Below are 23,593 nucleotides of genomic sequence, written 5' to 3' on the forward strand. Positions count from 1 at the left end.
TTTATAGAACATAGTAAATACATAGATTTTACAATTAAATTACTAAAAAAGAAGGGATTTTAAAATGCTTGCTAATTATACTCCGGAGAAAATACTTAAAACAACTTATGAGACAAAAATGATTTCATAAGTTGACAATTATCCAACTTTAAAAATAAGCGGAACAAACCTTCAATATTTACTTGTAATGCTCCATCTGGGCATAGAATCAAATACTATAAAAACGAAGCTAAATTGGACTAGCGAGGAATTCGAAAAACAAATGCACGCATTAGAACTAGAAGGTTTATTGAATAAGACAGAAGGGAGTTACTATCCAACATGTATGGTTATAACAGCTAATAAAGGAGAAAAACTGTATAACCTATGTGAGCCTCTAATTAAAACTGCACTTAACATACTTGAAAAGTATTCTAATCAAATTGATGCTATGTCTAAAAGAATCGAGACATTTAATCATTTATTTAAAGAATCGTATAGTCTTTTACCATATATTGGTGTGTTATTAGATTTTGGACAAATAATTAACATTGAAGAAAACTATTTAGAAACAGAACGGCCTTTGAGAAACAATAAAAGATATTATTATGCGATTCTAGAACAAGAACAAACAGACAAAGAGTCCTTTGGAATGTATGGTAATACGTATTTGGATTTAGGGGAATATCAAATTGGTCTTTATGGAAACACTCGATATACAAATTTGAATTTAATAACTGCGAATAAAGAAACGTTTAAAGAATATTTTCACGATGCTATTATCGATATTAATTATACGAAAAAGCAATTAGTTGAAAATTTTGTAGCAGTAGATAGACAAGTAGACTTAAATTCAAATGTATTATACGAAAAATTAGGCTTATATAAAAATTCACAACCTGTTATCCCAGTGTTTACAGCCGTAGATTTATCTATACTTAACGAAATCGCGAACACGATCAGTGAAGATTTGATTTTATTATGTAAAGAAAATGAAAAGCCTTTAAAAGAATACTTTACAAGCAGCAGATACTCAAAAGAAATAACTTACGAAGAATTTTTTATTTGGTGGTATCACTTTTTCTATACAAAAGTAACTGAAGAATGAATACAAAAAGGCGTAATTATAACAAGCGCTCAAAAAAAACAAACGTACATAATCTATTAAAAACTTTAAATTAAAGTGACTAATATCCTTTTGCATATGTAGCAGCTGAATGATGTATAGACAATAATTAGTAAATAGAGGATAATTCAAAATTAAAACCTAATATAAAGAAAATAAGATATTAACAGGAGAGAAGAGCCATGCAAAAGAAATTTATCAATCCAGAAACAATGCCAGCAACTTTTGGATACTCACATGTAGTCGAAGTTAGTAACGCTAAACGAACCATTTACATATCAGGACAAGTAGCAATTAATACTGACGGTCAAATAGTTGGAATTGATGATTTAGCTACACAAACACGACAAGTATTTGAAAATATTAAAATCGCATTAAAAACTTCAGACTTAAATTTTAATGATGTAGTAAAATTAACATTTTTCTTGACGGACATTTCTCAAATGGCCATTGTTAGAGATATTCGAGATCAATACATCAACACAAACAATCCACCAGCAAGTTCAGCTGTAGAAGTTAACAAATTGATTAACAATAAATTATTAATCGAAATCGAAGCAATTGCTGTAGCAAACTAATTTTAAAAACTTATTCTTAATCATATCAACGCAATTCGTTCACTTTAAATGAATTGCGTTTTTTATTAACTAAAATATAAATTATACACGGAAACATTCTTATCAATAACACAACATAAATAACTTAAAAAAACAAATAACCACACAATCTACAACACATTATGAACCCAATTAAAAAGGGGAGACTAATAACCGAAACTAACATATAATAAGTTTATTACTTTTTACTAGTTAACATAATATATATTATACGAAGTTGTATAGAGTAAGTGTTTATCTGTATCAAAAACCAAGTAAACTATACTTAATGAGACGAAATGGGTATTTTTAATGAGATTCACATAAAATCTTATCTAAATGAATTTCTACAGTTTTTATCGTTTATTTTGCTATAAATTAATCACCGCAAATCTTAATCGATTAATTATCGTTTAACGAGTCAAAAATAATTTTGATTAGCACGGAATTTTTTTATGCGAAATAAATTTTTCTATACAAATGATAAATTTCATTTTATGTTTTGCTTTATAGATTTATTGCTAATTACATATGTTTTATTATTTTATATTTTTGTTGTTATTTCTTTTATTTACGCTTGACTTTCATTGTATTCTTCATTCTAGTTAACATAACGTTTATTTTTAACGTAAAAAAATCCTCCTCACCTTCAGGAAGATTTCTTTTGCTAGCTAGTAATCCATTTATCTATTTTTAGTAACAATCCCAATTGTAAATAACATTGGAAAAATCTAGATTTAATAAATCATCTTTCTTTATAAAGAAATTAGCAACACCAGAATCTCCCCACATAATATTTAATGAATCATCTGTATCGATTTGCAGCAATAATATATCATGTTGCTGGTATTTTTCTTCCCATTCCCTTGGATCTGTCTGTGTGAAAAATGGATAACCACCAATTTTATGCCCTTGATCTTTACATAAATCATCATACAGTTCGCCTAATTCTGTATTATTTTCTTCATCAACAATTTCTTCCCAATCAATTTCCTCACTAAACATCTTTTCAAATCGATAATCCCTTGATGTTACGGGTTGATAACCCAATTCAAACTTTAATTTCGCTGCTTCAGGTATGATAAAGTCCTCTAATTCTGAAGTGTTTAAATAACTAAAATCAGTAATAACCTTATTTAAATCTTCTATAATTGTAGAATGATAAATAATTCGAAAGTCTTTTTGGATTGTTGGATGATCAAAATCTGCTCCGTAAAGCTCATCTTCAGCACTTACGAAAAACTGCAGCATACCCTTTTGAGGCATATATTCAACATGCGGCATTTCTTCAAAGTTTAGCTGCGCAAGTAACATCATAGGTTGTCCATTTGAATCTTTAGGATGCTCTTGATCTATATGTACATACGGATAGCCACCAAACTTACTTTCAAAAAGAGTTGTTTCTGCTTGCGTTCCAGACACTTTAATATACGGTTTCACACTTTCTTCTAAAATACTACGATACTGCTCTAGTTCTTTCGGAATTTGAAGTTAATACGTATTCTTCATTACATTTGCCTCCCCTTAATAATGAATTGAAAATGCCTTACTTAATTATATAGCAAAAGATAACTTCATTGAAAATCGTTAAATATCTGTTTTCACCCTCGTTTTTTGCGCACTTGGTGGACAAAGTAAATTATGTTCTAAAACCTTTTTATTAATAGTTCGAATTAAATCCGCTGCTTCTGCAGTATTTGTAGTTTCTTTTAGCCTTTCTTTTAAATCATCAATTTCCTTTGAAAGCTCAATCCACCTAGGTAAAACATGATTATTTTTTAAAGTTCTATACAGTTGTTTTTCAGGATTATACGAAAGATCTTTATCTAGATTTAGAGGTTTCCCTTTACCTGGAAAATTATCAAAAGACCCTTTCTTTTCTGCTTCTTTAACGATAGAGCTAATATGATCCTCATACGTGAACGACCAAACTTTTTCATCTTTAACTAAAATTTCTTGTTTTTTAAGTTTTTTATCTAGCTCATCTTGATTCATAGATTCTCTCTCCTTTTTATTTTATAGTGTGGTTTTTGTATGTTTTAATGCTTTCAACCCATCAAATAACTTTTCTCGCCACCAAACACCGTCATGAACGCCTTGAAACTCTTCATAAGTAATTTGGTATCCTTTTTCTTTTAAAGCTTTATACAGGCGTCTATTAGCCGTTAAAAGAGGTTTGTTTTCAAGTTCTCCTGCTGCTATGTAAAAATGAGGTTGACTCGTATTAGAATCTATAGATGAAATTTGATTTTCAATCCAAGGAATTTGATTTTCATAACCATCCTTTTTCCAATGCACTGATCCAGACATTGACAACACGTTTCCGAAAACATGTGGATTTTGAAGCGCTGCATAAAAAGCTGCTAAGCCACCAAGACTGAAACCAGCAATTGTTGTATGATTCTTTTCTTGATATACGTGATACCTAGCTTGAATCCATGGAAGTAGTTCCTCCGTTAAAAATGTATTCATTTTATCGTTATAAGTTAGCTCTTCTAGTCGATCAACGGGTTCTATTGCAACAGCAATACAAGATGGGATTTCTTTTTCGTATATTAAATAATTGAGTGTTCTTGCGATTGAAAGGTTATTAATGAATGAATTCCCATCAAACACAATGAGAAGTTCTTGAAGATGTGAAGTGTGAGAAGAGTCATGAGGCGTATAAATATAAATTTTACGTGTGTCATTTAAAATCGTACTATGAAAAGAATATGTTTCAATTTTTCCAGATGGATAATGATCTGAAGGAAAACGACTGCTATACTGTACTTCCATTCCTATGTTTAACACAGACGCTTTATTGGCATCTTCTCCAAATGTATTTTTATTAAATCGGTCTAGTTGGTACTTTTCACTGCGCTTTATCCAATCATTTTCGAAAAAATCGTTTACTGAAAAATAGTACGTTGAAATAAAACTCTCATCCGTCCTAAACGTTACATACCAAATATCTGTCTGTAACAACCGTTGTAGTTGATTTACAGACAGATCCCAACCAGGAAAACTACCGAATACATAGACGTTTTCAGTTTTTTGATCCCCTAACCATATATACGTTATAAGCTTATACTGATTTTCTACAGGACATTGTTCTATTAGTGGCGTATTATTTGACTTTATTTCATGCAAAAAAGTATAAATTGCTTTCTCGTTTCCTTTTTTAATTGATTATTAAGCTCCTCTAACTTAGGACTAATTATTGAAGTCACCCATCTGCCTCCTTTGTATTTCTTTCTTTTCATTAGATTGCTTTTATAAAATTTAAGATTAGTATGTTATGTATTTAGATGAGTTATTTATTAGAAGGTTTATCAATTGCCTGAATAGAAAGTTCCAACGCTTTTATTCTTCTTTCTAAAAGTGTTCTTTGAGGACTACCAGCCTTAGACTTATCATAGGCTCTCTCAATTGATGGGAGCAAACCAGCAAGGACATTACGTGCTTCTCCTAACTCTTCTTGGCTATACCGATGACTTTCTTGATTCCACACGTTCTCTAACACTGCTAGCCCTATACAAACGGCTTTAAGCCTTTTTTTCACTAAGGTAGTATTTGCTCCCTTTTGAGTCATCTGTGAAAAAGCATTTTCAAGTTTACGGATTGTCGATTGTAAAGATTTTATTGATTCAAATTTATCTATATTTGACACGTTTTCCATGTTACTATTGTTCCTCCTGGCTTAACTTATTTAATACTGGATATAATAAGTACTTGATTTCACTCGAAATATTTTATCATAAATAACTAACTATATTCGAATTGGATAATGGATTAAAGGAAAACGGTATCTAAACGCCTCTCCCTCCTTTACATCATTCTATATGTACTTCTTTCTTCGTATTAGAATCCCTATATAAACAAGGTATTAAAATTGTATTTTTTATGAACAAAAAAACGCACAAGCATCATAACTTGTACGTTTTTATTTTTATTCAGTAAGGTAATATAGTAGTAGTTTCCTGGTCTTCTCAAAATTCATGAAATCTCTATACAAAATGGGATACTTCACAATTTCTATTTCTAGAAAGTGATATTGCGGAAACCATTCAAAATACGATTTCTTTAGCCACTTTATTTGATCAAACACAATCTCCTTTTTGTTGTTATTAAGTATGTAACTTAAAGTACCTGCTGTATGCATCCAATAATAATTTAAATCAGCATTTATACAGTCATCATCTGTAAACATATTATTAAAATCTTTTCGTATTTTTCGAAGGTCACAATTCGGAAACGGTTTAAGCAGCGGACTATGCATTTTCTGCAATTCATTAAAAATAACCTTTTTACCTAATAGCAATTTTCCACCCCTTTATTTCCTTACCCAACTTAATAATTTTTCATAATGATGTTGAGCATCTGTATAGCCAAGATTATATAGGTTAACAAGTTTCTCTTTATTTCTTTCTATTCCGCTTATAGGAAGCTGTACGCTAGGCTGAATGATATAAAAATTATCTTTTTGTTCTATTTGATTCATATAAGTTATCGTCTCATTATAAAAACGATAATGTTCTACTAAAGATTGTGCGATATTCGGATATTTTCTATATAACATTTTAGCTAGCCCAGAAAATTTATTCCGCTGCTTCTCGTATCCATCCTGCTTTGTCATAATAACAACATTCTTTTGGTAACCATCATTTTGCGCTTTTAATACTGGAATAGGATCTATAATCCCTCCATCTAACAATTTTCGATTATCATATTCTACAGCAGGTGCTATAAACGGCACAGAGCTTGATGCACGAATAATTTTTAAAATATCATTTCCATGTTCTGTTTTATTATAATAAACTGCCTGTCCTGATTCACAATCAGTCGTTCCGATTACAAACTGTTCATTTGAATTTAGGAATGTTTGAAAATCAAACGGTACAATTTTGTTTGGTACTTCATCAAATAAAAAATCCATTCCAAATAATTCACGTTTTCTAATTAAGTTTCGATAAGATATATACCTGTGATCTCCTACTAGCTCTGTATTCACTTTCTTATTTCTTCCTTTTTGACGTGATAAATAGGTCGCTCCCATACATGCTCCAGCGGATACACCGACTACATACGGAAAGAATAAGTCCCTTTCCATAAAATATTCGAGTACTCCTGCAGTATATAATCCTTTCATTCCGCCGCCTTCTAATACTAAACCGATATTTTTCATGCTATATCCCTCTGCTTCTTTTTTCTTAATTATATGTTAGCACAAGATTTTAGGATGAGGTTATATAAATTAGTTGCAATAATAACAAAAAACTATTGAAGCAATGTCATAATCTATTAGTCATTCGCATGGTACAATATAAGAAACTCATTCCACATATTATAAAGGAGGAATTTCATATGGGTTTATTTAGTGGTATTTTAGGAAATGCATCAAGTGCGAGTACAGAAAGCGTTGAACGTGATTTAGAAAAGATTATGCTAGATGATGAGAAAGTTGAGCATGCTTATAAATTAATTCGTGATTTAATCGTATTTACAAATCGTCGTCTTATTTTAGTTGATAAACAAGGGATATCAGGTAAAAAAACAGAGTATCATTCTATTCCTTATAAAAGCATTACACAATTTAGCATTGAAACAGCTGGGCATTTTGATTTAGATGCAGAACTTAAAATATGGGTATCTAGTTTGAGCGCGCCAATTACGAAAGAATTTAAAGGCGATGATAGCATATTAAGTATTCAAAAAGCGTTAGTAACATATACGACAAAATAGTTGGTTTTTGTATATTTATTCGAATTCTAAATTACTAACCCGAATATTTTGGAAGAATATACATTAATTTTGTATATTTAATCTAAAACAATACAAAAAGGTAAAGCATTTAAAATGTGCTTTACCTTTCTTTTGTATAATAAATTAAAGTTGCTTTATCATTTAATTTCTTTTTAAATTCCGCTCTTATATATCCCATCTTTTCGTATAGAAAACAATTTCGTTCTTCCTCTAAAATTGTAGCAAGCTCCCAAGTCGTTATTTCCGGAAACATCTCCTCGATTAAAATTAATACTTTTTGAGCAATTCCGTTCCCTTGATAGTTTGGAATAATAAACATCGGGCTTATCCAAAATTTAGATGCCTCTTCTTTACGTGATATACATATCGCGCCGACAAGATTCGTATTTACGAAAATTTTATAAAATCCACCGTCCAGATTATTTATTCTTGAAATCGTTCTTTCAATACGTTCATTTGCCGGACTTGTTTCATAGTCCTTATACTTTTCTAATAATGAACTAAATGATTCTACTTGCATTTGAAATATAATCTCTGCATCAATTTCTGTCGCCTTCTCTAATGTTACCAATTTAAACGCTCTCTTAAAGAAGTAATGTGAGCTGTATGATGACGACCGTGCCATGCATATAGTCCAATTGCAGCAGCAAGTTTTGTTTCTCCTGATTCAGGATGATTAAATGTCTTTTCTAAATCTGCCGGTTCTAAAGAATATAATAAGTTAACCCATCTTTTATGTAATGAATCTAGCATTACAAGTGAAACATCTACTGGTAATTTCGAGTCAGGTAGCTCTGCCCATTTTTCTTCTTTGTACGGTTTAATAGTTGGATTCTTTTCTGTCATTGCTAATTTAAAGCGTATGTAGCTATTCATATGACTATCAACAACATGATGAACAACTTGGCGAACAGTCCATCCACCGACGCGATACGGTGTATCTAACTGCTTCTGATCTAAATCTTTTATCGCTCTTGCTAGTTCATTAGGTAAATCCTCTATTTCTTGAATCCATTTATCAATTATTTCTTCTGTAATAGTTCCTACGTAAGTAAATTGACCTATTGGATAACGTAAATCCTTCATGTACATGTCCCTCCCTATTATTTTTAACCCTTAGTAGTCCTCCAAATATAATGTATGAAATTTACGTTTTCCCCGTTTAAATCTACAGTAGTTGTCTCCGCTTCCTTTTCACGAGAAAATCCGTTCTTTTCTAATACAATTTGTGAAGCTATGTTATTTGTTGTTGTCATAGCACGTATTTCATTAATTTCATAGACTCTTGCTTGAGCCAAAATCAATTTTACAGATGCTGCTGCAACTCCTTTTTTTGTAAAACCCTCTCCAACTCGGTAGCCTAACGACCCAATTCGTTTTTCCTTATCTACATCAACTAAATTGATACGTCCTACAATTTCTTTTTCTGTATTACGTATGAGATGAAAATAAGAAATCCCCTCAGTTTGCTCTTTTAATAGTTCGGCAAGTTGCTTTTGAAAGTATTCATACACGTAATAATTAGAGCCACGACTTGGTACCATTGTTTCAAAAAATGATTTGTTCGTGAGTTCAAAATTAAATAAATCTTCAGCGTCTTGATTCTTTAATTGTTCTATGTATATTTCCATCCCGTTTACCCCTTCTTGATTTACTAACTGTTATACATTCTTTTTTAACCGATAATTTTCCTGCTATTTCTTTCGCATCAGTAATACAGCGAGTAGCACTTTCGGATGAAATAGGTGAAATGGACTACGAATTAAATTCATCACTCTTACTAATCGAATATAAACGTCAGAGTCACTTGCAGATAGTTGATATATTTGTTTCGTATACCATAGCTGAAATTTTTGCTTTATCGTTAATTTTCTTTTTAGCTGAGGATGACGTGATATTTCCGTTGTAGTCATTTCCCAAGGAGTTTGTATGATATTAGCAGTTTCTTTATAAAACTGCTGTGTAAATGCTTTATCAAGCTTTTGTCTCCGTTGTAAAAGCAACTGCAATTGGTGAGCTTCCATAGCCGCAACTGAAACTCCTTGCCCGAAAACGGGATCAAAACGACATTGTGCATCTCCGACTACTAACAAGCCTTCTGGTAAATGATTAACTAAATCAAATCGCCGACGTACTTGATAAGGAATTTTGTACGTTTTGATATCTGAAATTGCCTCCGCTTTGTTTAGAAAATCTGTCACGTTAGGGATTGATAGATTTTCAGCGAAATCATAAAACTCATCATCTGTTTGTGGTGCTTTCTCATTTGCGTATCCGCTGAAAGTAACAAAATAACGATTATCCTCAATCGTTTGAATAAGTACACCATACGGATTGTCCGGGAAACTTGGAGACATTAGCATATTACAGCAGTCTAATTTCTCATTTTCTTTGAGTTTAAACATTTTAGTTGCGTAGAATAAATCGATACGCACTTTCTCTTCTTGCACTTCGATATTGTATTCACGTAACCACGCTATACTTTTTGAACCGAATCCACTCGCATCAACAACAATATCTGCTTGAATTTCTTCTTGCGTGCCAGTCTCTAAACATTTAGCTTTTACTCCACATACTTTGTTAAGCTTTCCATCTACTAATAACCCTTCAACCAATGTTCCAAATTTAATGATTACATTTGAAATTTGATCCATTCTTTTTTGGATATGCCATTCAAGCAAAAGCCTACTTTGTTGAATCATATGCACTTCTCCTATGAATGGTTGTTTCCATAAACCAAATTGATGCCATTTTATATCACGAGTAAAGTTATTTACGATGCTGCCTGCTTCTATTAATTCATTAGTAATAGTAGGAAACAATTCCTCGATTGCATTTTCTCCACCTTTTAATAACACATGAGGATGATTACTTTGTGAAACTCTTTTTCTCAAAGCTTTTCCATCCCATCTTTCGCCGACTTCTATAATGATTACTTCTTTAAAAAAAGTTGATAATGCTTTTGCTGCGAGTTTTCCTGCTATACTTCCGCCAATAACGATAGCCTTATTAAACATATTTACCCCCTTAATGAAAAAAGATCCTGCCTTGTATGAATGAAACAGGATCTAAACGAAGAATTACTAAATTAAAACACATGAGTAAATTGCAACGTTAAAATTAAAATACCTAATCCCCATACGTAATACGCGAATACTTTTAAGGAGTGACGTTTTAAATATTGAATCATCCATGAAACAGCTATGTAACCAAAAAACGCTGCTGATAACGTGCCGACAATTAAAGATGTACTAGAAATAGATTCTGCTTTCCCTTGATAAACATCTGCAAATTGCAAGATGATTGCTCCGACTATTGCTGGCGTAGATAATAAAAACGAAAAATATGCTGCTGTTTCACGGTCTAGTTTTCTCCATAAAGCAGCGACGATTGTCATACCAGAGCGAGAAATTGCTGGGAAAATAGCAGCCGCTTGAAATGAACCGATGATAAATGCATCTTTATATGTAATGTCATCCATTTTTTTACGACCGTTTTTTTGTTTATCGGCCATGTAGAGAAAGAAACCTGTCACTAAAAACTCCCATCCAATCGTAATACCTGTTTTTGAAATATCTTCAAAGAAGTCTTTAAATAACAATCCGATTACAACTGCAGGTATCGTCCCAACAATAAGCAATAACATTAGTTTTGAAAATGGATTTTTAATTAAGTATATAAATTCTTTTTTGTAATAAATAAACACTGCAAGCAAAGTCCCGATATGCAGCATCGTATCTAAAAACAATCCAGCTTCATCTAATTGAAACAAATGCCTTCCTAAATAAAGATGTCCTGTACTACTAATCGGCAAAAACTCTGTTAAACCTTGTATTATCCCTAATATAAAAGCTTCTAACCAATTCATGATGGTCCCCTTTCTCGTTTGCTTGTACCAATATATGAAGGTTCAATTTTCGATATGAAAAAAACTATTTTTCTCTATGAATTTACTTTTATTTTATGGATATATATGTAAAAAGGAGTGAGGAGGGTTACTATGTGGCAACATACAAAATTCGGCAATATATTACTTTGGGCAGGACCTATCCTTGTGTTTATTGGGTTATGTATGACAAATGTTATTTCGGATATTCCTTTTTTTGAAGGGAAACATAAAACGCTTGGAATAATAACTTTATTTATAGGGCTTTTCTGTTTAATTGCTGCTAATCATTTTAAAAAAGGAGAAAGAAATGAAGAATGAAACACAAAAAAACAATCCTAGTATATGTGCTAGGATTGTTTTTTTACTTATTTATAAAACACTTTATCAACGTTATATTTCGCTTTGTACTTATTAATGATGTATGTTTCGTAAATTTCTCTTTCAGTTGGATCTTCTACGATACATGCATCGATACGGTATACTTCATCACGATTATTTTTGATTGGTGAAACATTATCTTCAAAATGCTTTTTAATACGTTGTCTAATTTTACGAGCTTTACCTACGAAAAGAAGTTCGTCATTAATATTGTAAAACATAAAAATGCCGCCTTTATCTCTAGGGAACAAGTGGAAATCGATAAAACCGTTAATTGGAGTAATTAATGGCTCGTCTCCTTTAATAACTTGGTTACGTTCAGTAATTGAAACATCGGCTTCAGGAATATTAATTTTAATCAAGTTCATTCACGTCCTCTTTTATTATAAAGATAAATAATAGCATAAGTATGTAAGAAAAGCTATGTTAAGAGAGATATTTCATTTTATAATTCAAATATTATAGGTATATCATGTAAACTTTTTCTCCAAATCATATGATCGTTTGATTCGCCCCAATAATCCTTCAGCATATAACTAGGTTCTCCAAACTTTTTTGTCCATATACTTTGTGCTTTTTTGTATCCACTATCTAAACAGCATTCGGTTATTCCTCTGCTAAGTAATGTAAGATACATTGTATTTAGTAGTAAACTCCCTATACCTTTTCTTTGATACTCCGGAAGTATAAATACAGTTCCTATTTCATACAAATCCTTAAGTACACCGTCTGTACAACTATTAATCAATGCACTTGCTGGACCGACTTCAATTGTTCCAATGATTTTATCGTTACTTGTATCTATCGCTAATAAAAAGTAACGACTTTCTCCATTACTATCAAAATCATTTTTCAAATATTGCTTTTTCGTGTTAATTTCATTTTCTATGTCATCTAATAATTGGGATAACCCTTCATTTTTATATGTATTCGTAATAACTATACCGAAAAACAAGTATAGTTCATCTATATCATCCGAATTCGGCCTTCTAATTTCAACGTTATACATGGCTTACATCTCCAATCTTTGAAAATATATGAGAAAGTGTATTCGTTCAAAAAGATTTTATACAATTGTTAAGACCATACTTTATATAATCTATTCATTATTATTCTACACAGCTCTGCATAGATCCAGCAGTATAGAAAACTCAGTATAAATATTAATGTAATAACTTTTATATCCATAGTCGTATGAATAGTAGGACCAAGTACAGGAAAACGGAAGATATCGAGAATGATCATAATTCCTATAAGTAGACATATCGCTGAAAAGGAAATTACCCAAATCCTCCTCTTGAATTGTAAAAAGGATACTCCTAACGCTATACCTAATAATCCTGTAGTAAAGGGAAAGACAATTAGTTCACTTGGCTCAATAATGAATAATAGGAAAATAGTAAGAATATAAGAGAGTACTCCCTCACGAATAGAATAACAAATAGCTAGAAAAATCGGTAACGTCGCGAAAGGACTAATAAATAACCCTATTCCAGGGATTAAGTTCCCCGCAGATTGAAAAATAGCAGCAAATGAACCGAGTAATGCTGTAATGACTAACCTACTTGCAGGCGTCACCTTTCTTTTATGAACAAAATTCGCATCCTGCTCTATCATCCATTGATACCAATAGCTTCTAAAGCGATTCATCAAATTCCCCCCTAAAGAGACCTAATTCACCACTTTCTATTTTTATTCAAATACTTATTGGTTATGTTTTACTTTCTGCTTGTTAGGAATCACTCTACAATAGATGTTTATCCATAGAAGGTTTTTTAAGAGGCGCTAAGTCGTGCGTTTGAAAAAGTATGAATTCCATATATTTTTATACTAAGAGTTTATACCGTATCATGGAACAATTTCAAAAATAGTACCTTTGTTAAAATCCGTTACTTTCATAGATCCATAAACCCCTAAATATAATCTAGTTTGATCTCCATTTGTTCCCAAGCTCATATAATAAGCTGCTTGAGAACCAAAATCATAATTGGTTTCAATAACATGAAAATCATTACGTTTATCGTCTATACTTGCCCTAATATATGCTAAAACACCTTTAACTGGAGACTGAGATTCTTCTTTCTTGGCAAGATCAGTAAACACGATACTACCAGTTAAACTAGGAATTGTAGTTCCCATATATGGTTGTACTCCTGTAAGTGAGGTTCCTCCAAACTTATCTGCTCTGGAATCTTTATGAAAATAACTAATTAGGGGCTGTATGCGCCTCACTGACGTTTCTATTGTTTCATTATAATAAGCCATTGTTCTCTCATCCAAAGTAGGATTCTCAGAACAGTGCCTTATAAAAGAAGTAGGAAATTCTCCTTCCCATCCTCGCCAACCAAAATTAATAAATCCATCTTGATTAGGAGTGGATCTCATTAAATGCGTTTGAACAAGTTCGGTAACCGGTATGGGTTTATAATGAACAAACGAAAAAATAGACTCTACAATATCCTGCCCGACATTTCCAGCATATTTGATATACTGATTATAAAACCTTTGAAATGAAATACCTGTTATATTCCGAACTCCTTTCGCAATTACTGTAAGTGTTTCTTGTATAGATAAAGGAAACTCATTAAAGCGTGTAACTACTGGAGGGTTATTTATGAATGTATTTTTACTTACATCAATTTCAATTATTTTACCCGCTATTTCTAAATCATCCTGGCTTAAATTAAATGGATCATAACCCGATCCACCATCTCCATTTGTAAAAACAAGTTTTCCACTCTCAGGTGAAAAGTTTAAACTATTGACTCCGTTATGATTAAAAAAGGGCCTTCTTATGTTAAGTAATGTCCGTCGTTTTTGAGGTTGACTATGTGATTGTAAAATCCATTCCTCAACCGTATCAATATGATCATATTGAGTATCTCTATTTACCCACTTTAAGTTTAAAGTTTTCGGATCACACGGATTAGGTTTAAAAGGTTCAGAAAGGGCACCCGGACCTTGAGTGCCAGCTACTGAATAATGAAGGTAAAATAAACCGTTTTGATAAAATTGTGGATGAAACGCTAGTCCTAGCAATCCGCGTTCATCATAACCGCTACTAGAGACACCTTCTTCAAACGTGCCTAATTTGATAATTCGCGGGCGAATATCTAAAAAAGTCCTTATAACTCCGTCTCCTATGTAAAAGATTTCTCCTACCTGGGTTGCAATAAATAACCTTTCAATTGAGTCACCTGGTAGTATAGTTGTTTTCAAAACAGTAGGTAAATTGAACTTACTTGCAATGGGCCGTAAACTAACCTTAACTTTTGTCAACTCACTTTACACCCCTTTAATTGCGTTTTATTAAAAGAATATGATTAGAACTGTTCAATTAGTATCCAATTAGGGACTAGAGAATTGGATACTATTTCTGACTGCGCTGCTTTTCCTGCTTCTCCATATAACTACGCATCCGTCGCATATATTCAGGTGCGTCCATTCGATTCCCTGCGATCATTTCAATTATACAGAGTCTTTCGGCGCTTTCCTTTTCAGCATGGATTATAGCCTGATCAAGCTCTCCATAGGTCCGGACCGTAACGGTAAACGCGTTACCTCCAAAAACTTCGGCCAGCTTGGTGTAAGACCATCGAGGGATTTGGTTGTACTTTTGATCCTCTGTTTTGACATTTAAATATTTCTCAATTGTATAACCATCGTTGTTCAAGACAAAGATTATGGGCTTGCAGCCGTAATAGAGCATAGAACTGATTTCCTGTGCCGTTAGCTGCAAGGCACCGTCACCTGTAAACACCAATACTCGGCGTTCCGGCGCGGCCATAATAGCACCAAACGCCGAAGGGATTGCGTAACCGATGGACTGCCATCCACCTTGTCCAATATATGTTACATTGCCCGGCAGTCTTATCTCTCCCATTCCGTAATAAAGCGTTCCGGTCTCGGCGATTACAATATCCTCCTCTTTCAGCATGCGCTGAAAACGTGGATAATAGCCGTCAGCCATTAGAGGTCCGTCGGCAGTAGTTGTGAATTGCTCATAAGGGAATGACAATTTTTTTGTCAAACCTTTGCCTGTATAACTCAACTTCTGCACAGCAAGTAGCATGTCGGCTGCAAGAACATTCGGATATTCCGCCTCAGCGATTTTAACTATATCTGGTTGAATATTGACAGTTATCAGTGGGTTCAGCTTTGCGGTAAAACTTGCGGTGTTTGTATCCGCCCATACCATACCAATCGCAATGATACAATCTGCATTCTCCACTGTACTTTGGACTTCAGTCCTCCCGAAAGATCCTAAATACATTCCGATATAATTTGGATGGTTCTCGTCGAATCCGCCCTTCCCGTACATCATCGTTACAACAGGCACATTCATTGCATCGGCTAGCTGCCGAGTCGCTGTCTGAAGGCCGAATCGCATCGTTTTTACATCCACCAAGATAACTGGTCGGTGGGAACGTTCCAAAAGCGGACGGACATGATTCACTGCAGCCTGAAGGGTATTCGGATTGGATGTTGGACGTGGTGGTACCCGTTCTGCCCAGACTTTAATTGGCTTGGTCACTAAATCATTAGCCACAACCAGGTATACCGGCTTTTTCTTTTCCTTAGCAATGCGAATCGCAGTCTGAATTTCAATCTTGGCATTTTCTGGCGTAAGGACCGCGGTATATGCCGTAATCTGCTCATACACCTTGCGAAAAACGTCAAAATTTCCATCCATTAAGGTGTGATGCATCAGCTTATGCTCTTTTTGATCCTTCTCAGGAGGGGCACCCACAATGTGTATTATTGGCACATGCTCGCTGTTGGCTCCCGCTATCGCATTGCATGCGCTGAGCTCCCCGACCCCAAATGTCGTAATAAGAGCCGATATTCCTTTGATTCTTGCATAGCCATCTGCAGCGTAGCCCGAGTTTAGTTCATTTCGTCCTTCTATAAAACGGATGCCGTTATAACACTCCAAAGTATCAAGAAGTGTAAAATTATAGTCCCCTGCGACACCAAAAATTTCGGTAATGCCCTCGAATTTCAGGCAATCGAACAAATACTGGCCAACCGTTTTTTGAGCAGGCCCCCTTTGTAAACCAAAGCTGCCCGTATTAATCATGTTGTCCATCGCTTGCTCACTCCTTATCTATTTCTTGGGCTTGTTCTATTTTATAGTACCCTTTTTGATAATTCCCTTTAATTAAACCGGTTATCCGTTGTACAACAATTAATGGAGAAGAAATAATCATTATCTCTGGAGAAAGTCATAAAACAGGAGAAGGAGAAGAAATACTAAAACATTACAGAATTTACGATACGGGAAAGCCCACGCAGGACTTTAGTCCGTCTTTAGACGTGGGATGAAAGCATCGTTTTTACATAGCAAAACATGGTATACTTTATTCATAGTCATGCAAAAGACGTAAAAACATTTGAGAACCTACAATCTGTACGGTATGGTCACAGTACCGTAGCCCACGAACCTATATGGTCTGTTGTGGGAGTGGTGATGGCACACCGCAATCTTGCACGTCAACGATACCAGAAATGGGCTTCGCCTTTGGCCTTTGGTAGCAAGAATCCCACTGACGTTAGTCAGCTGGCCCCTTTAGGGGTGGGAGTGTCAAACTGGACAAGATTCCTTACATCGGTGAAATCACCTCTGGTCAAAAGAATGTATTAATTAATACTCTAATGCTCTAATGCTTTCTTTAACTCTTCTCGATCACTTTTAGCCCACTTTGTTTTACGGTGAAGATTTTTGTACAACCATATATTACAACTACATTCTTCGTATTTTATATATTATCAATAAAGAGTTCAGAAAACCCATAAATAAAAAAAACGAGTGCTGTGAAGAAACGCACTCATTGAAAGAAATTTACCAATCTCGACGATTATCGCAATCACAGTCACGATCATGATTACGTCTACGACGACATTCATCACAATCACAGTCGCGGTCACGTCTACAACGACGGTTATCACAATCTCTATGTCTACGTCTGCAAAACATTAAATCATCCCAAAATCTATCACAATCTCGGAAACGTCTGAAATTACCATTACATCCCATAAATATAATTACCTCCTCTTAACTTTAGGATTCATCATATTCTATGCTAAAAAACAAAAATAGCTTGTTTACTAGCCTGCTTTCTGCATTTTAAAGTAATACTATTTCTAATCTTTAAGTTTCAAACCTATTTCATCCCTTAACAACAAACAAGACTCTAAACCGATCACGGCAGCGCCTAAAACAGTAAATATAAATTTAATCAAAAATCATTTATCCTCGCATTTACTTATTCCTTTACTTCCATAGCTCATTCTTTTGCTTAGCCTTTTTCTTCAGCCTTTTCTCTTCTTGAAAAGCTTGCAAATATCATGCTCCTCACTCTGTTTTGCAAAAGTCTAGCTTACTTTTAAAAACTTTGTAACAGAACCTTAAAAATAATAAAAACCCACAAAGAAAATGCATTTTCTTCGTGGGTTTAGTTATTTAAATGGACTTTCACCTAACTCAAGAAGCATCCGCACCTTCAAACTGACTATTATAAAGCGAAGCATAGAAACCATCAGCTTTCAATAACTCTTCATGATTACCTTGTTCTACAATATCTCCGTCTTTCATGACAAGGATTAAATCTGCATCACGTATTGTTGATAATCTATGAGCGATAATGAAGCTTGTTCTACCTTCCATAAGGTTTTCCATCGCTTTTTGAATCAGTACTTCTGTACGAGTGTCAATGGAGCTTGTTGCTTCATCGAGTATTAATATTTTCGGATCCGCTATAAGGGCACGTGCAATTGTTAGTAGTTGCTTTTGTCCTTGGGATACGTTGCTTGCTTCTTCGTTTAGTTCCATTTGATATTTATTTGGTAATGTTTTTACGAAGTTGTGAACGTGAGCTGCTTTCGCTGCTTCAATTACTTCTTCGTCTGTAGCATCGAGTCTACCGTAACGTATATTTTCCATGATGGAGCCGTTAAATAGCCAAGTGTCTTGAAGTACCATACCAAACATGTTGCGCAGGTCTTCTCGCGTGAAGTCTTTTATATCGTGACCGTCGATACATATTGCACCGCTGTTTATGTCATAGAAACGCATTAGCAGTTTTACAATCGTTGTTTTACCAGCTCCGGTTGGTCCGACGATTGCTACCTTTTGTCCAGGTTTAATGTTAGATGAGAAATTATTGATGATGATCTTATCTGGATTGTATCCAAATTGAACATCTTGGAAGGTAACTTCTCCTTGAACTTTTTGCAGCTTCACTGGATTTTCTGCTTCTGGCACTTCCTCTTCTTCTTCTAAAAATTCGAAGACTCTTTCTGCAGCAGCTGCAGTGGATTGAAGTACGTTCGCGATTTGCGCTACTTGAGCGATTGGTTGCGTAAAGCTTCTAACATATTGCACAAAGGCTAAAATGTCTCCAACTGCGATGGTTCTCTTTACCGCAAGCCATCCACCTAAAATAGATACAGCGACGTAACCGATATTACCGATAAATGTCATAATCGGCATCATCATTCCAGATAAAAATTGAGATTTCCATGCGGAATGGTAAAGGGTATCATTTACCTTTTCGAATTTTTTTACTTCTTCTTCTTCTTTGTTGAAGGCTTTTACGATATTGTGACCACTATAAATTTCTTCCACCTGACCGTTTACGTGTCCTAAATATTCTTGCTGGGATTTGAAGTATTTTTGTGATCGTTTTACGACTGCCATGATGAGAATCATCGATACTGGCAATATTAAAAGCGCCACTAATGTCATTTGCCAGCTGATTGATAACATCATGATAAGTACACCGATGATTGTAATAACGGATGTGATGATTTGCGACATACTTTGGTTTAAAGTTTGGCTCACCGTATCTACGTCATTTGTAATTCTCGATAATACTTCGCCGTGCGTTGTTTTATCAAAGTATTTCAGCGGCATACGGTTAATTTTTTCATCGATTTCTTTTCTGAAGTTATAAGATACTTTTTGAGCTACTCCAGAAATAATGTACCCCTGGATAATACCAAACACAGTGCTCAGTATATATAATCCAAGGAGTAAAATGACAATGTTTCTGATATAGGTAAAGTCAATGGCCGCACCGGGTGCTCCTGATACTTTGCTTACGAGTCCTTCGAAAAGTTTTGTTGTCGCGTTTCCTAAAATTTTTGGACCAACGATTGTAAAGGCTGCACTACCGATTGCGAAAAGGATAACGACTAAGATTGATAATTTATAGGGCTTCAAGTATTGAAGGAGTTTATTCATCGTTCCTTTGAAGTTTTTTGCTTTCTCAATCTTTCTCATGCCGCCGCCCATAGGACCGCCACCGCCACCGCCAGGACCAGGGCCGCTTTGTTTTCTATTTTCTATTTTTCTATCACTCATGATGACAACTCCTCTCTTGAAAGTTGTGATAAAGCAATTTGCTTATAAACTTCACAGTTTTCCATAAGCTCTTCATGAGTACCAGTTCCAATTATTTTTCCTTCGTCAAGTACAATAATCTTATCGGCATTCATGATTGTACTGATTCTTTGGGCAATAAGTAAAATAGTACTTCCTGTAATCTCATTGTTTAAAGCTCTGCGCAATGCTGCGTCTGTCTTAAAGTCAAGAGCTGAGAAACTATCATCGAATATGAAGATTTTCGATTTTTTCGTAAGAGCACGCGCAATAGAAAGTCTTTGTTTTTGACCACCGGAAACGTTCGTACCACCTTGTGATATTTCTGTGCGGAAGCTTTCAGGTTTCGCGTTAATAAACTCCATAGCTTGCGCGATTTCCGCCGCTTTTTCGAGTTCTTCTTCAGTTGCTTCTTTTTTACCGTATTTCAAATTACTCTCGATTGTACCTGAGAAGAGAACTCCTTTTTGCGGTACATAACCAATTTTCTCTCTTAATTCCTTCTGAGATACTTCTCTAATATCCGTGCCATCTATTAATATTTGGCCGCTTGTGACATCGTAAAAGCGTGGAATTAAGTTGATTAATGTTGATTTACCACTACCTGTACTTCCGATGAAAGCTGTCGTTTCACCAGGTTTTGCAGTAAAGGTGATATTGGAAAGCACATCTTCTTCTGCACCTGGGTATCTAAAGCCAACATTTTTAAATTCAACGTAACCTTTCTTGTCTGAAGCAAATGTTTTCGGCTCTTTTACATCACTAATGGTAATGTCAGTATCTAAAACTTCTGCGATACGTTGTGCGGAAACTGAAGCACGTGGAACCATAATAGATACCATTGAAATCATTAAGAAGGCCATGATGATTTGCATTGTATATTGCATAAATGCCATCAAATCACCAACTTGCATATGTCCCATATCCACTTGGTGTGATCCAACCCAAATAATAAGTACAGTAACGGCATTCATGATAAACATCATCATTGGCATCATAAATGACATTAAACGGCTTACAAATAAATTTGTTTTTGTTAAATCTTGATTTCCTTTTTCAAATTTCTTTTCTTCATGTTTTTGAGTATTAAAAGCACGAATAACGAGCATACCGGTTAAAGATTCACGAGTGATTAAGTTAATTTTATCTACTAACTTTTGGATACGCTTAAACTTAGGAATCGCGATGCTAAATAAACCAATGACTAGGCTTAAAATCGCAATTACCGCAACTGCGATAATCCATCCCATTGAAAGGTCTGTAGTAAGTACTTTAATAATGCCGCCGATACCTAAAATTGGTGCATAGAATACAATGCGAAGCATCATAACCATAAGTGTTTGAACTTGTTGGATATCATTTGTACTTCTTGTGATTAGAGATGCAGTGGAAAACTTATCAAACTCCGCATTCGAGAAGTTTGTAACTTTCCGGAATACTTTCTTTCTAAGGTCTCTGCCGAGTCCTGCAGCTACTTTTGCAGCAAGTAAACTCACGATAACGGTAGCTGCCATACTTACTAAGGATAAAAGCAGCATTTTCCCGCCGGAAGTAAGGATAAAATTAGATTGAAGTTTATCAGTATTGATACCGATTTTCTTATACTCATTCTCAATGTATGAAACAGCTGATTGTGTTACCATGCTGCCTGGCATATTCTTAAACTTTTCATCTGCCTTTTCTTTCATTGCATTGATTTGATCTTGAGGAAGTTTCGCAATGACTGCAAAAGGATCTGTATTTGGCGGAAGTTTCGCTGGTGTGTTGTTGTCACCTATCGCAGCAGGAGAGAAAGCAGATGAGCCACCTTTTTCAATTCCTTGTGTAATTAACATTGGTTTCCCAAAGATATCGTTAAGTTCGTTAATTATTTTTTTATCTTCTGTATGTAACTTATAAAGTGGCTCTTTATCAAGCTGCGGATAATCGTTTAAGTCATTTTTCAGTTCACTTTGAGAGAGGTTGTTCTTATCTAAAAGCACATAGTTGTCAGCAACTTTTTTCTTCTCATTTTCATTCATAAAGAGCGTAAGTTTATCCATTTCACTTTTACGAATAACCTCAGGTACTGCATTTTCTACACCTTTTTGTTGAATCCCTACATTGACAATGTTAGACATGTAGTCTGGCAGTGATAGATCGCATACTGCCTGTACAGTTAAAAGACATACAACTGCAATGATGGAAGCAATAAATGGTTTTAAATGCTTGATGATCTTTAACATTTAGTTCATCTCTCCATTTTCTTTGTCTAATTTTTTTAGTTTTTACTCCGCTTCTCTCCTTTATTCTTCGTATTCTCAGTAATTCATTCTAGCAGCTCTTTACGTATTTTCGACTACAGATTAATTTTATGACTATATGAAGATATGATGCACCGAAAATAGGCTCTTTTTTTCAAAAACGTTTTTTATTTTCGGCAAATCAGCAGTAATAGACTTACCTTTGATCAAACATGTTTATAAACCAACATAACGTACAGGAAATCGGTTTTTCTCTTGCCGAAATTTACTTAGCATACAGTGGTCATATTTTTTCAAGAATAACGGAAGAATATATAGAAAATGCTACATAAACGTGAAGTTTGATCAACTTAGGGGGGATAACCTTGTTCAATCAAATAGTAAAAGCTGTACCCAATTTATTTACGATTGGAAATTTATTGTGCGGTGTTTTTTCAATTACCATGAATATGAGTGACTATTTGGAAGTAGCCTCCATTTTTATTTTCTTTTCAGCTGTTTTAGATCTCCTTGATGGAAGAATTGCGAGGAAATTAAAAGTGAACAGTGAGTTTGGTGTACAATTGGATTCCTTAGCTGATATTGTTAGTTTCGGAGTTGCTCCTGCACTTTTATTTCATTCGATAGCAACACCTTCTATTTTAACTTCTTTGGCATTTATCCTTTTCCCAACGATGGGTGCTTTAAGATTAGCTAAATTTAGTGTAAAACCAACCATTGGATATTTTAAGGGATTACCTATTCCAGCTGCTGGATTACCATTGGCCGGTATGGGATTGTTTTCATATAGCAATGCATGGATTACATTAATCCTCGCTCTCTTAATGGTAAGTCCAATTAGGTTTAAAAAACTTTAATTGGGATCCCGTCTATCGCTTTAATTTCATTTGTGGAACGGTTCGCTAATATCCATCAAGTTGAGGGTTTTGATGTTATTCATCATTTTACGAATGCAGCGATGGGACAGACTTTAAAGAGCTTATCTATTGTAATTAATCATAATAGATTGTGAAATTGAATAGCCCCCAGTTTTTGAGGCTATTGTTTATATTTCTGATATGTATTTTCGCCTCTATATTGAACGAATCAATCTTTCTTCTCTAATACCTCAAACGATAAAAATGTACTTCGTTGCTATAAAGGGCAAAAAATTTTCGTTTTGTGGATATTATTTATTTTTTTAGCTTGATAGCGATGTGGTGATCCCACTTGTTTAAAAGAACTCCTACCTCTCAAAATACTTAGTTACGCCCA

23 protein-coding genes and 1 pseudogene are annotated in these 23,593 nt (G+C 34.3%); 5 read left to right on the plus strand and 19 right to left on the minus strand.

Going from position 1 to position 23,593, the window contains the following annotated elements; genetic code table 11:
* The first annotated feature begins 325 nt into the window (after window positions 1–325).
* A complete protein-coding gene (locus AC1DS7_RS00400) occupies window positions 326–1,087 on the plus strand; it encodes a hypothetical protein (RefSeq protein ID WP_476998750.1) in 762 nt (253 codons plus the stop codon).
* 200 nt (window positions 1,088–1,287) lie between these two features.
* Entirely contained in the window at window positions 1,288–1,683 is a 396-nt protein-coding gene (locus AC1DS7_RS00405; RefSeq protein ID WP_113769500.1) for a RidA family protein, read from the plus strand.
* Between the two features lie 711 nt (window positions 1,684–2,394).
* On the opposite strand, the gene AC1DS7_RS00410 is transcribed toward AC1DS7_RS00405, so the two are convergent.
* The 6 genes and pseudogenes from AC1DS7_RS00410 to AC1DS7_RS00435 all read right to left on the minus strand — a co-directional run bounded on the left by AC1DS7_RS00410 (window position 2,395) and on the right by AC1DS7_RS00435 (window position 6,868).
* Entirely contained in the window at window positions 2,395–3,186 is a 792-nt protein-coding gene (locus AC1DS7_RS00410) for a YwqG family protein (RefSeq protein ID WP_476998751.1), read from the minus strand.
* Window positions 3,187–3,288: 102 nt separating this feature from the next.
* Window positions 3,289–3,696, minus strand: a complete 408-nt coding sequence (locus tag AC1DS7_RS00415) for a DnaJ family domain-containing protein (RefSeq protein WP_002141945.1) — start codon at window positions 3,694–3,696, stop codon at window positions 3,289–3,291.
* A gap of 21 nt (window positions 3,697–3,717) precedes the next feature.
* Window positions 3,718–4,913: pseudogene (locus AC1DS7_RS00420) on the minus strand (alpha/beta hydrolase-fold protein).
* A gap of 83 nt (window positions 4,914–4,996) precedes the next feature.
* On the minus strand, window positions 4,997–5,362 hold the full coding sequence (locus tag AC1DS7_RS00425) for a hypothetical protein (protein ID WP_215589073.1): 366 nt from the start codon (window positions 5,360–5,362) through the stop codon (window positions 4,997–4,999).
* A gap of 270 nt (window positions 5,363–5,632) precedes the next feature.
* Window positions 5,633–6,004 carry a YxiJ-like family protein gene (locus tag AC1DS7_RS00430; protein ID WP_476998670.1) on the minus strand — a complete coding sequence of 124 codons (372 nt, stop codon included), beginning with the start codon at window positions 6,002–6,004 and terminating at the stop codon, window positions 5,633–5,635.
* 12 nt (window positions 6,005–6,016) lie between these two features.
* Window positions 6,017–6,868, minus strand: coding sequence for a patatin-like phospholipase family protein (locus tag AC1DS7_RS00435; RefSeq protein WP_215589072.1), 852 nt, complete (start codon window positions 6,866–6,868; stop codon window positions 6,017–6,019).
* Window positions 6,869–7,047: 179 nt separating this feature from the next.
* On the opposite strand from AC1DS7_RS00435, the gene AC1DS7_RS00440 reads away from it, so the two are divergent.
* Window positions 7,048–7,425, plus strand: coding sequence for a PH domain-containing protein (locus AC1DS7_RS00440; RefSeq protein WP_002141936.1), 378 nt, complete (start codon window positions 7,048–7,050; stop codon window positions 7,423–7,425).
* A 121-nt stretch (window positions 7,426–7,546) separates the two neighbouring features.
* Here the strand turns inward: AC1DS7_RS00440 and AC1DS7_RS00445 are convergent, their stop codons facing one another.
* The 5 genes from AC1DS7_RS00445 to AC1DS7_RS00465 form a co-directional block, all read right to left on the minus strand.
* Window positions 7,547–8,071, minus strand: coding sequence for a GNAT family N-acetyltransferase (locus AC1DS7_RS00445; protein ID WP_002165709.1), 525 nt, complete (start codon window positions 8,069–8,071; stop codon window positions 7,547–7,549).
* Window positions 8,011–8,532: a YfiT family bacillithiol transferase gene (locus AC1DS7_RS00450; RefSeq protein ID WP_002085329.1), complete on the minus strand. Its 522-nt coding sequence runs from the start codon at window positions 8,530–8,532 to the stop codon at window positions 8,011–8,013. The genes AC1DS7_RS00445 and AC1DS7_RS00450 overlap by 61 nt, the downstream gene beginning before the upstream one ends.
* A gap of 23 nt (window positions 8,533–8,555) precedes the next feature.
* Complete coding sequence (locus AC1DS7_RS00455) at window positions 8,556–9,077, minus strand: GNAT family N-acetyltransferase (RefSeq protein ID WP_215589071.1); 522 nt, start codon at window positions 9,075–9,077, stop codon at window positions 8,556–8,558.
* Window positions 9,078–9,140: 63 nt separating this feature from the next.
* The gene (locus tag AC1DS7_RS00460) at window positions 9,141–10,463 is read right to left on the minus strand and encodes an NAD(P)/FAD-dependent oxidoreductase (RefSeq protein ID WP_215589070.1); all 1,323 of its coding nucleotides are present in this window, start codon (window positions 10,461–10,463) and stop codon (window positions 9,141–9,143) included.
* A 71-nt stretch (window positions 10,464–10,534) separates the two neighbouring features.
* Window positions 10,535–11,314, minus strand: coding sequence for an undecaprenyl-diphosphate phosphatase (locus AC1DS7_RS00465; protein ID WP_002085334.1), 780 nt, complete (start codon window positions 11,312–11,314; stop codon window positions 10,535–10,537).
* A gap of 132 nt (window positions 11,315–11,446) precedes the next feature.
* On the opposite strand from AC1DS7_RS00465, the gene AC1DS7_RS00470 reads away from it, so the two are divergent.
* The gene (locus AC1DS7_RS00470; RefSeq protein WP_002141925.1) at window positions 11,447–11,653 is read left to right on the plus strand and encodes a hypothetical protein; all 207 of its coding nucleotides are present in this window, start codon (window positions 11,447–11,449) and stop codon (window positions 11,651–11,653) included.
* A gap of 47 nt (window positions 11,654–11,700) precedes the next feature.
* Here AC1DS7_RS00470 and AC1DS7_RS00475 read toward each other — a convergent pair whose 3' ends face one another.
* The 8 genes from AC1DS7_RS00475 to AC1DS7_RS00510 all read right to left on the minus strand — a co-directional run bounded on the left by AC1DS7_RS00475 (window position 11,701) and on the right by AC1DS7_RS00510 (window position 22,321).
* The gene (locus AC1DS7_RS00475; protein ID WP_002013261.1) at window positions 11,701–12,081 is read right to left on the minus strand and encodes a nucleotide excision repair endonuclease; all 381 of its coding nucleotides are present in this window, start codon (window positions 12,079–12,081) and stop codon (window positions 11,701–11,703) included.
* A gap of 77 nt (window positions 12,082–12,158) precedes the next feature.
* Complete coding sequence (locus AC1DS7_RS00480) at window positions 12,159–12,722, minus strand: GNAT family N-acetyltransferase (protein ID WP_215589069.1); 564 nt, start codon at window positions 12,720–12,722, stop codon at window positions 12,159–12,161.
* Between the two features lie 68 nt (window positions 12,723–12,790).
* On the minus strand, window positions 12,791–13,363 hold the full coding sequence (locus AC1DS7_RS00485; protein WP_149190556.1) for a YybS family protein: 573 nt from the start codon (window positions 13,361–13,363) through the stop codon (window positions 12,791–12,793).
* Between the two features lie 198 nt (window positions 13,364–13,561).
* Complete coding sequence (locus AC1DS7_RS00490; protein WP_215589068.1) at window positions 13,562–14,992, minus strand: PQQ-dependent sugar dehydrogenase; 1,431 nt, start codon at window positions 14,990–14,992, stop codon at window positions 13,562–13,564.
* A gap of 91 nt (window positions 14,993–15,083) precedes the next feature.
* Window positions 15,084–16,802 (minus strand): alpha-keto acid decarboxylase family protein, encoded by a 1,719-nt coding sequence (locus AC1DS7_RS00495; protein WP_476998671.1) that lies wholly within the window; start codon window positions 16,800–16,802, stop codon window positions 15,084–15,086.
* A 753-nt stretch (window positions 16,803–17,555) separates the two neighbouring features.
* Window positions 17,556–17,750 (minus strand): hypothetical protein, encoded by a 195-nt coding sequence (locus tag AC1DS7_RS00500; RefSeq protein WP_002099904.1) that lies wholly within the window; start codon window positions 17,748–17,750, stop codon window positions 17,556–17,558.
* 447 nt (window positions 17,751–18,197) lie between these two features.
* A complete protein-coding gene (locus tag AC1DS7_RS00505) occupies window positions 18,198–20,078 on the minus strand; it encodes an ABC transporter ATP-binding protein (protein ID WP_215589066.1) in 1,881 nt (626 codons plus the stop codon).
* Window positions 20,075–22,321, minus strand: coding sequence for an ABC transporter ATP-binding protein (locus tag AC1DS7_RS00510; RefSeq protein WP_215589065.1), 2,247 nt, complete (start codon window positions 22,319–22,321; stop codon window positions 20,075–20,077). The genes AC1DS7_RS00505 and AC1DS7_RS00510 overlap by 4 nt, the downstream gene beginning before the upstream one ends.
* 383 nt (window positions 22,322–22,704) lie before the next feature.
* On the opposite strand from AC1DS7_RS00510, the gene pssA reads away from it, so the two are divergent.
* Window positions 22,705–23,196: a CDP-diacylglycerol--serine O-phosphatidyltransferase gene (gene pssA, locus AC1DS7_RS00515; protein WP_002085344.1), complete on the plus strand. Its 492-nt coding sequence runs from the start codon at window positions 22,705–22,707 to the stop codon at window positions 23,194–23,196.
* Window positions 23,197–23,593: the final 397 nt, after the last annotated feature.

Source organism: Bacillus sp. P4_E1, assembly GCF_056401715.1.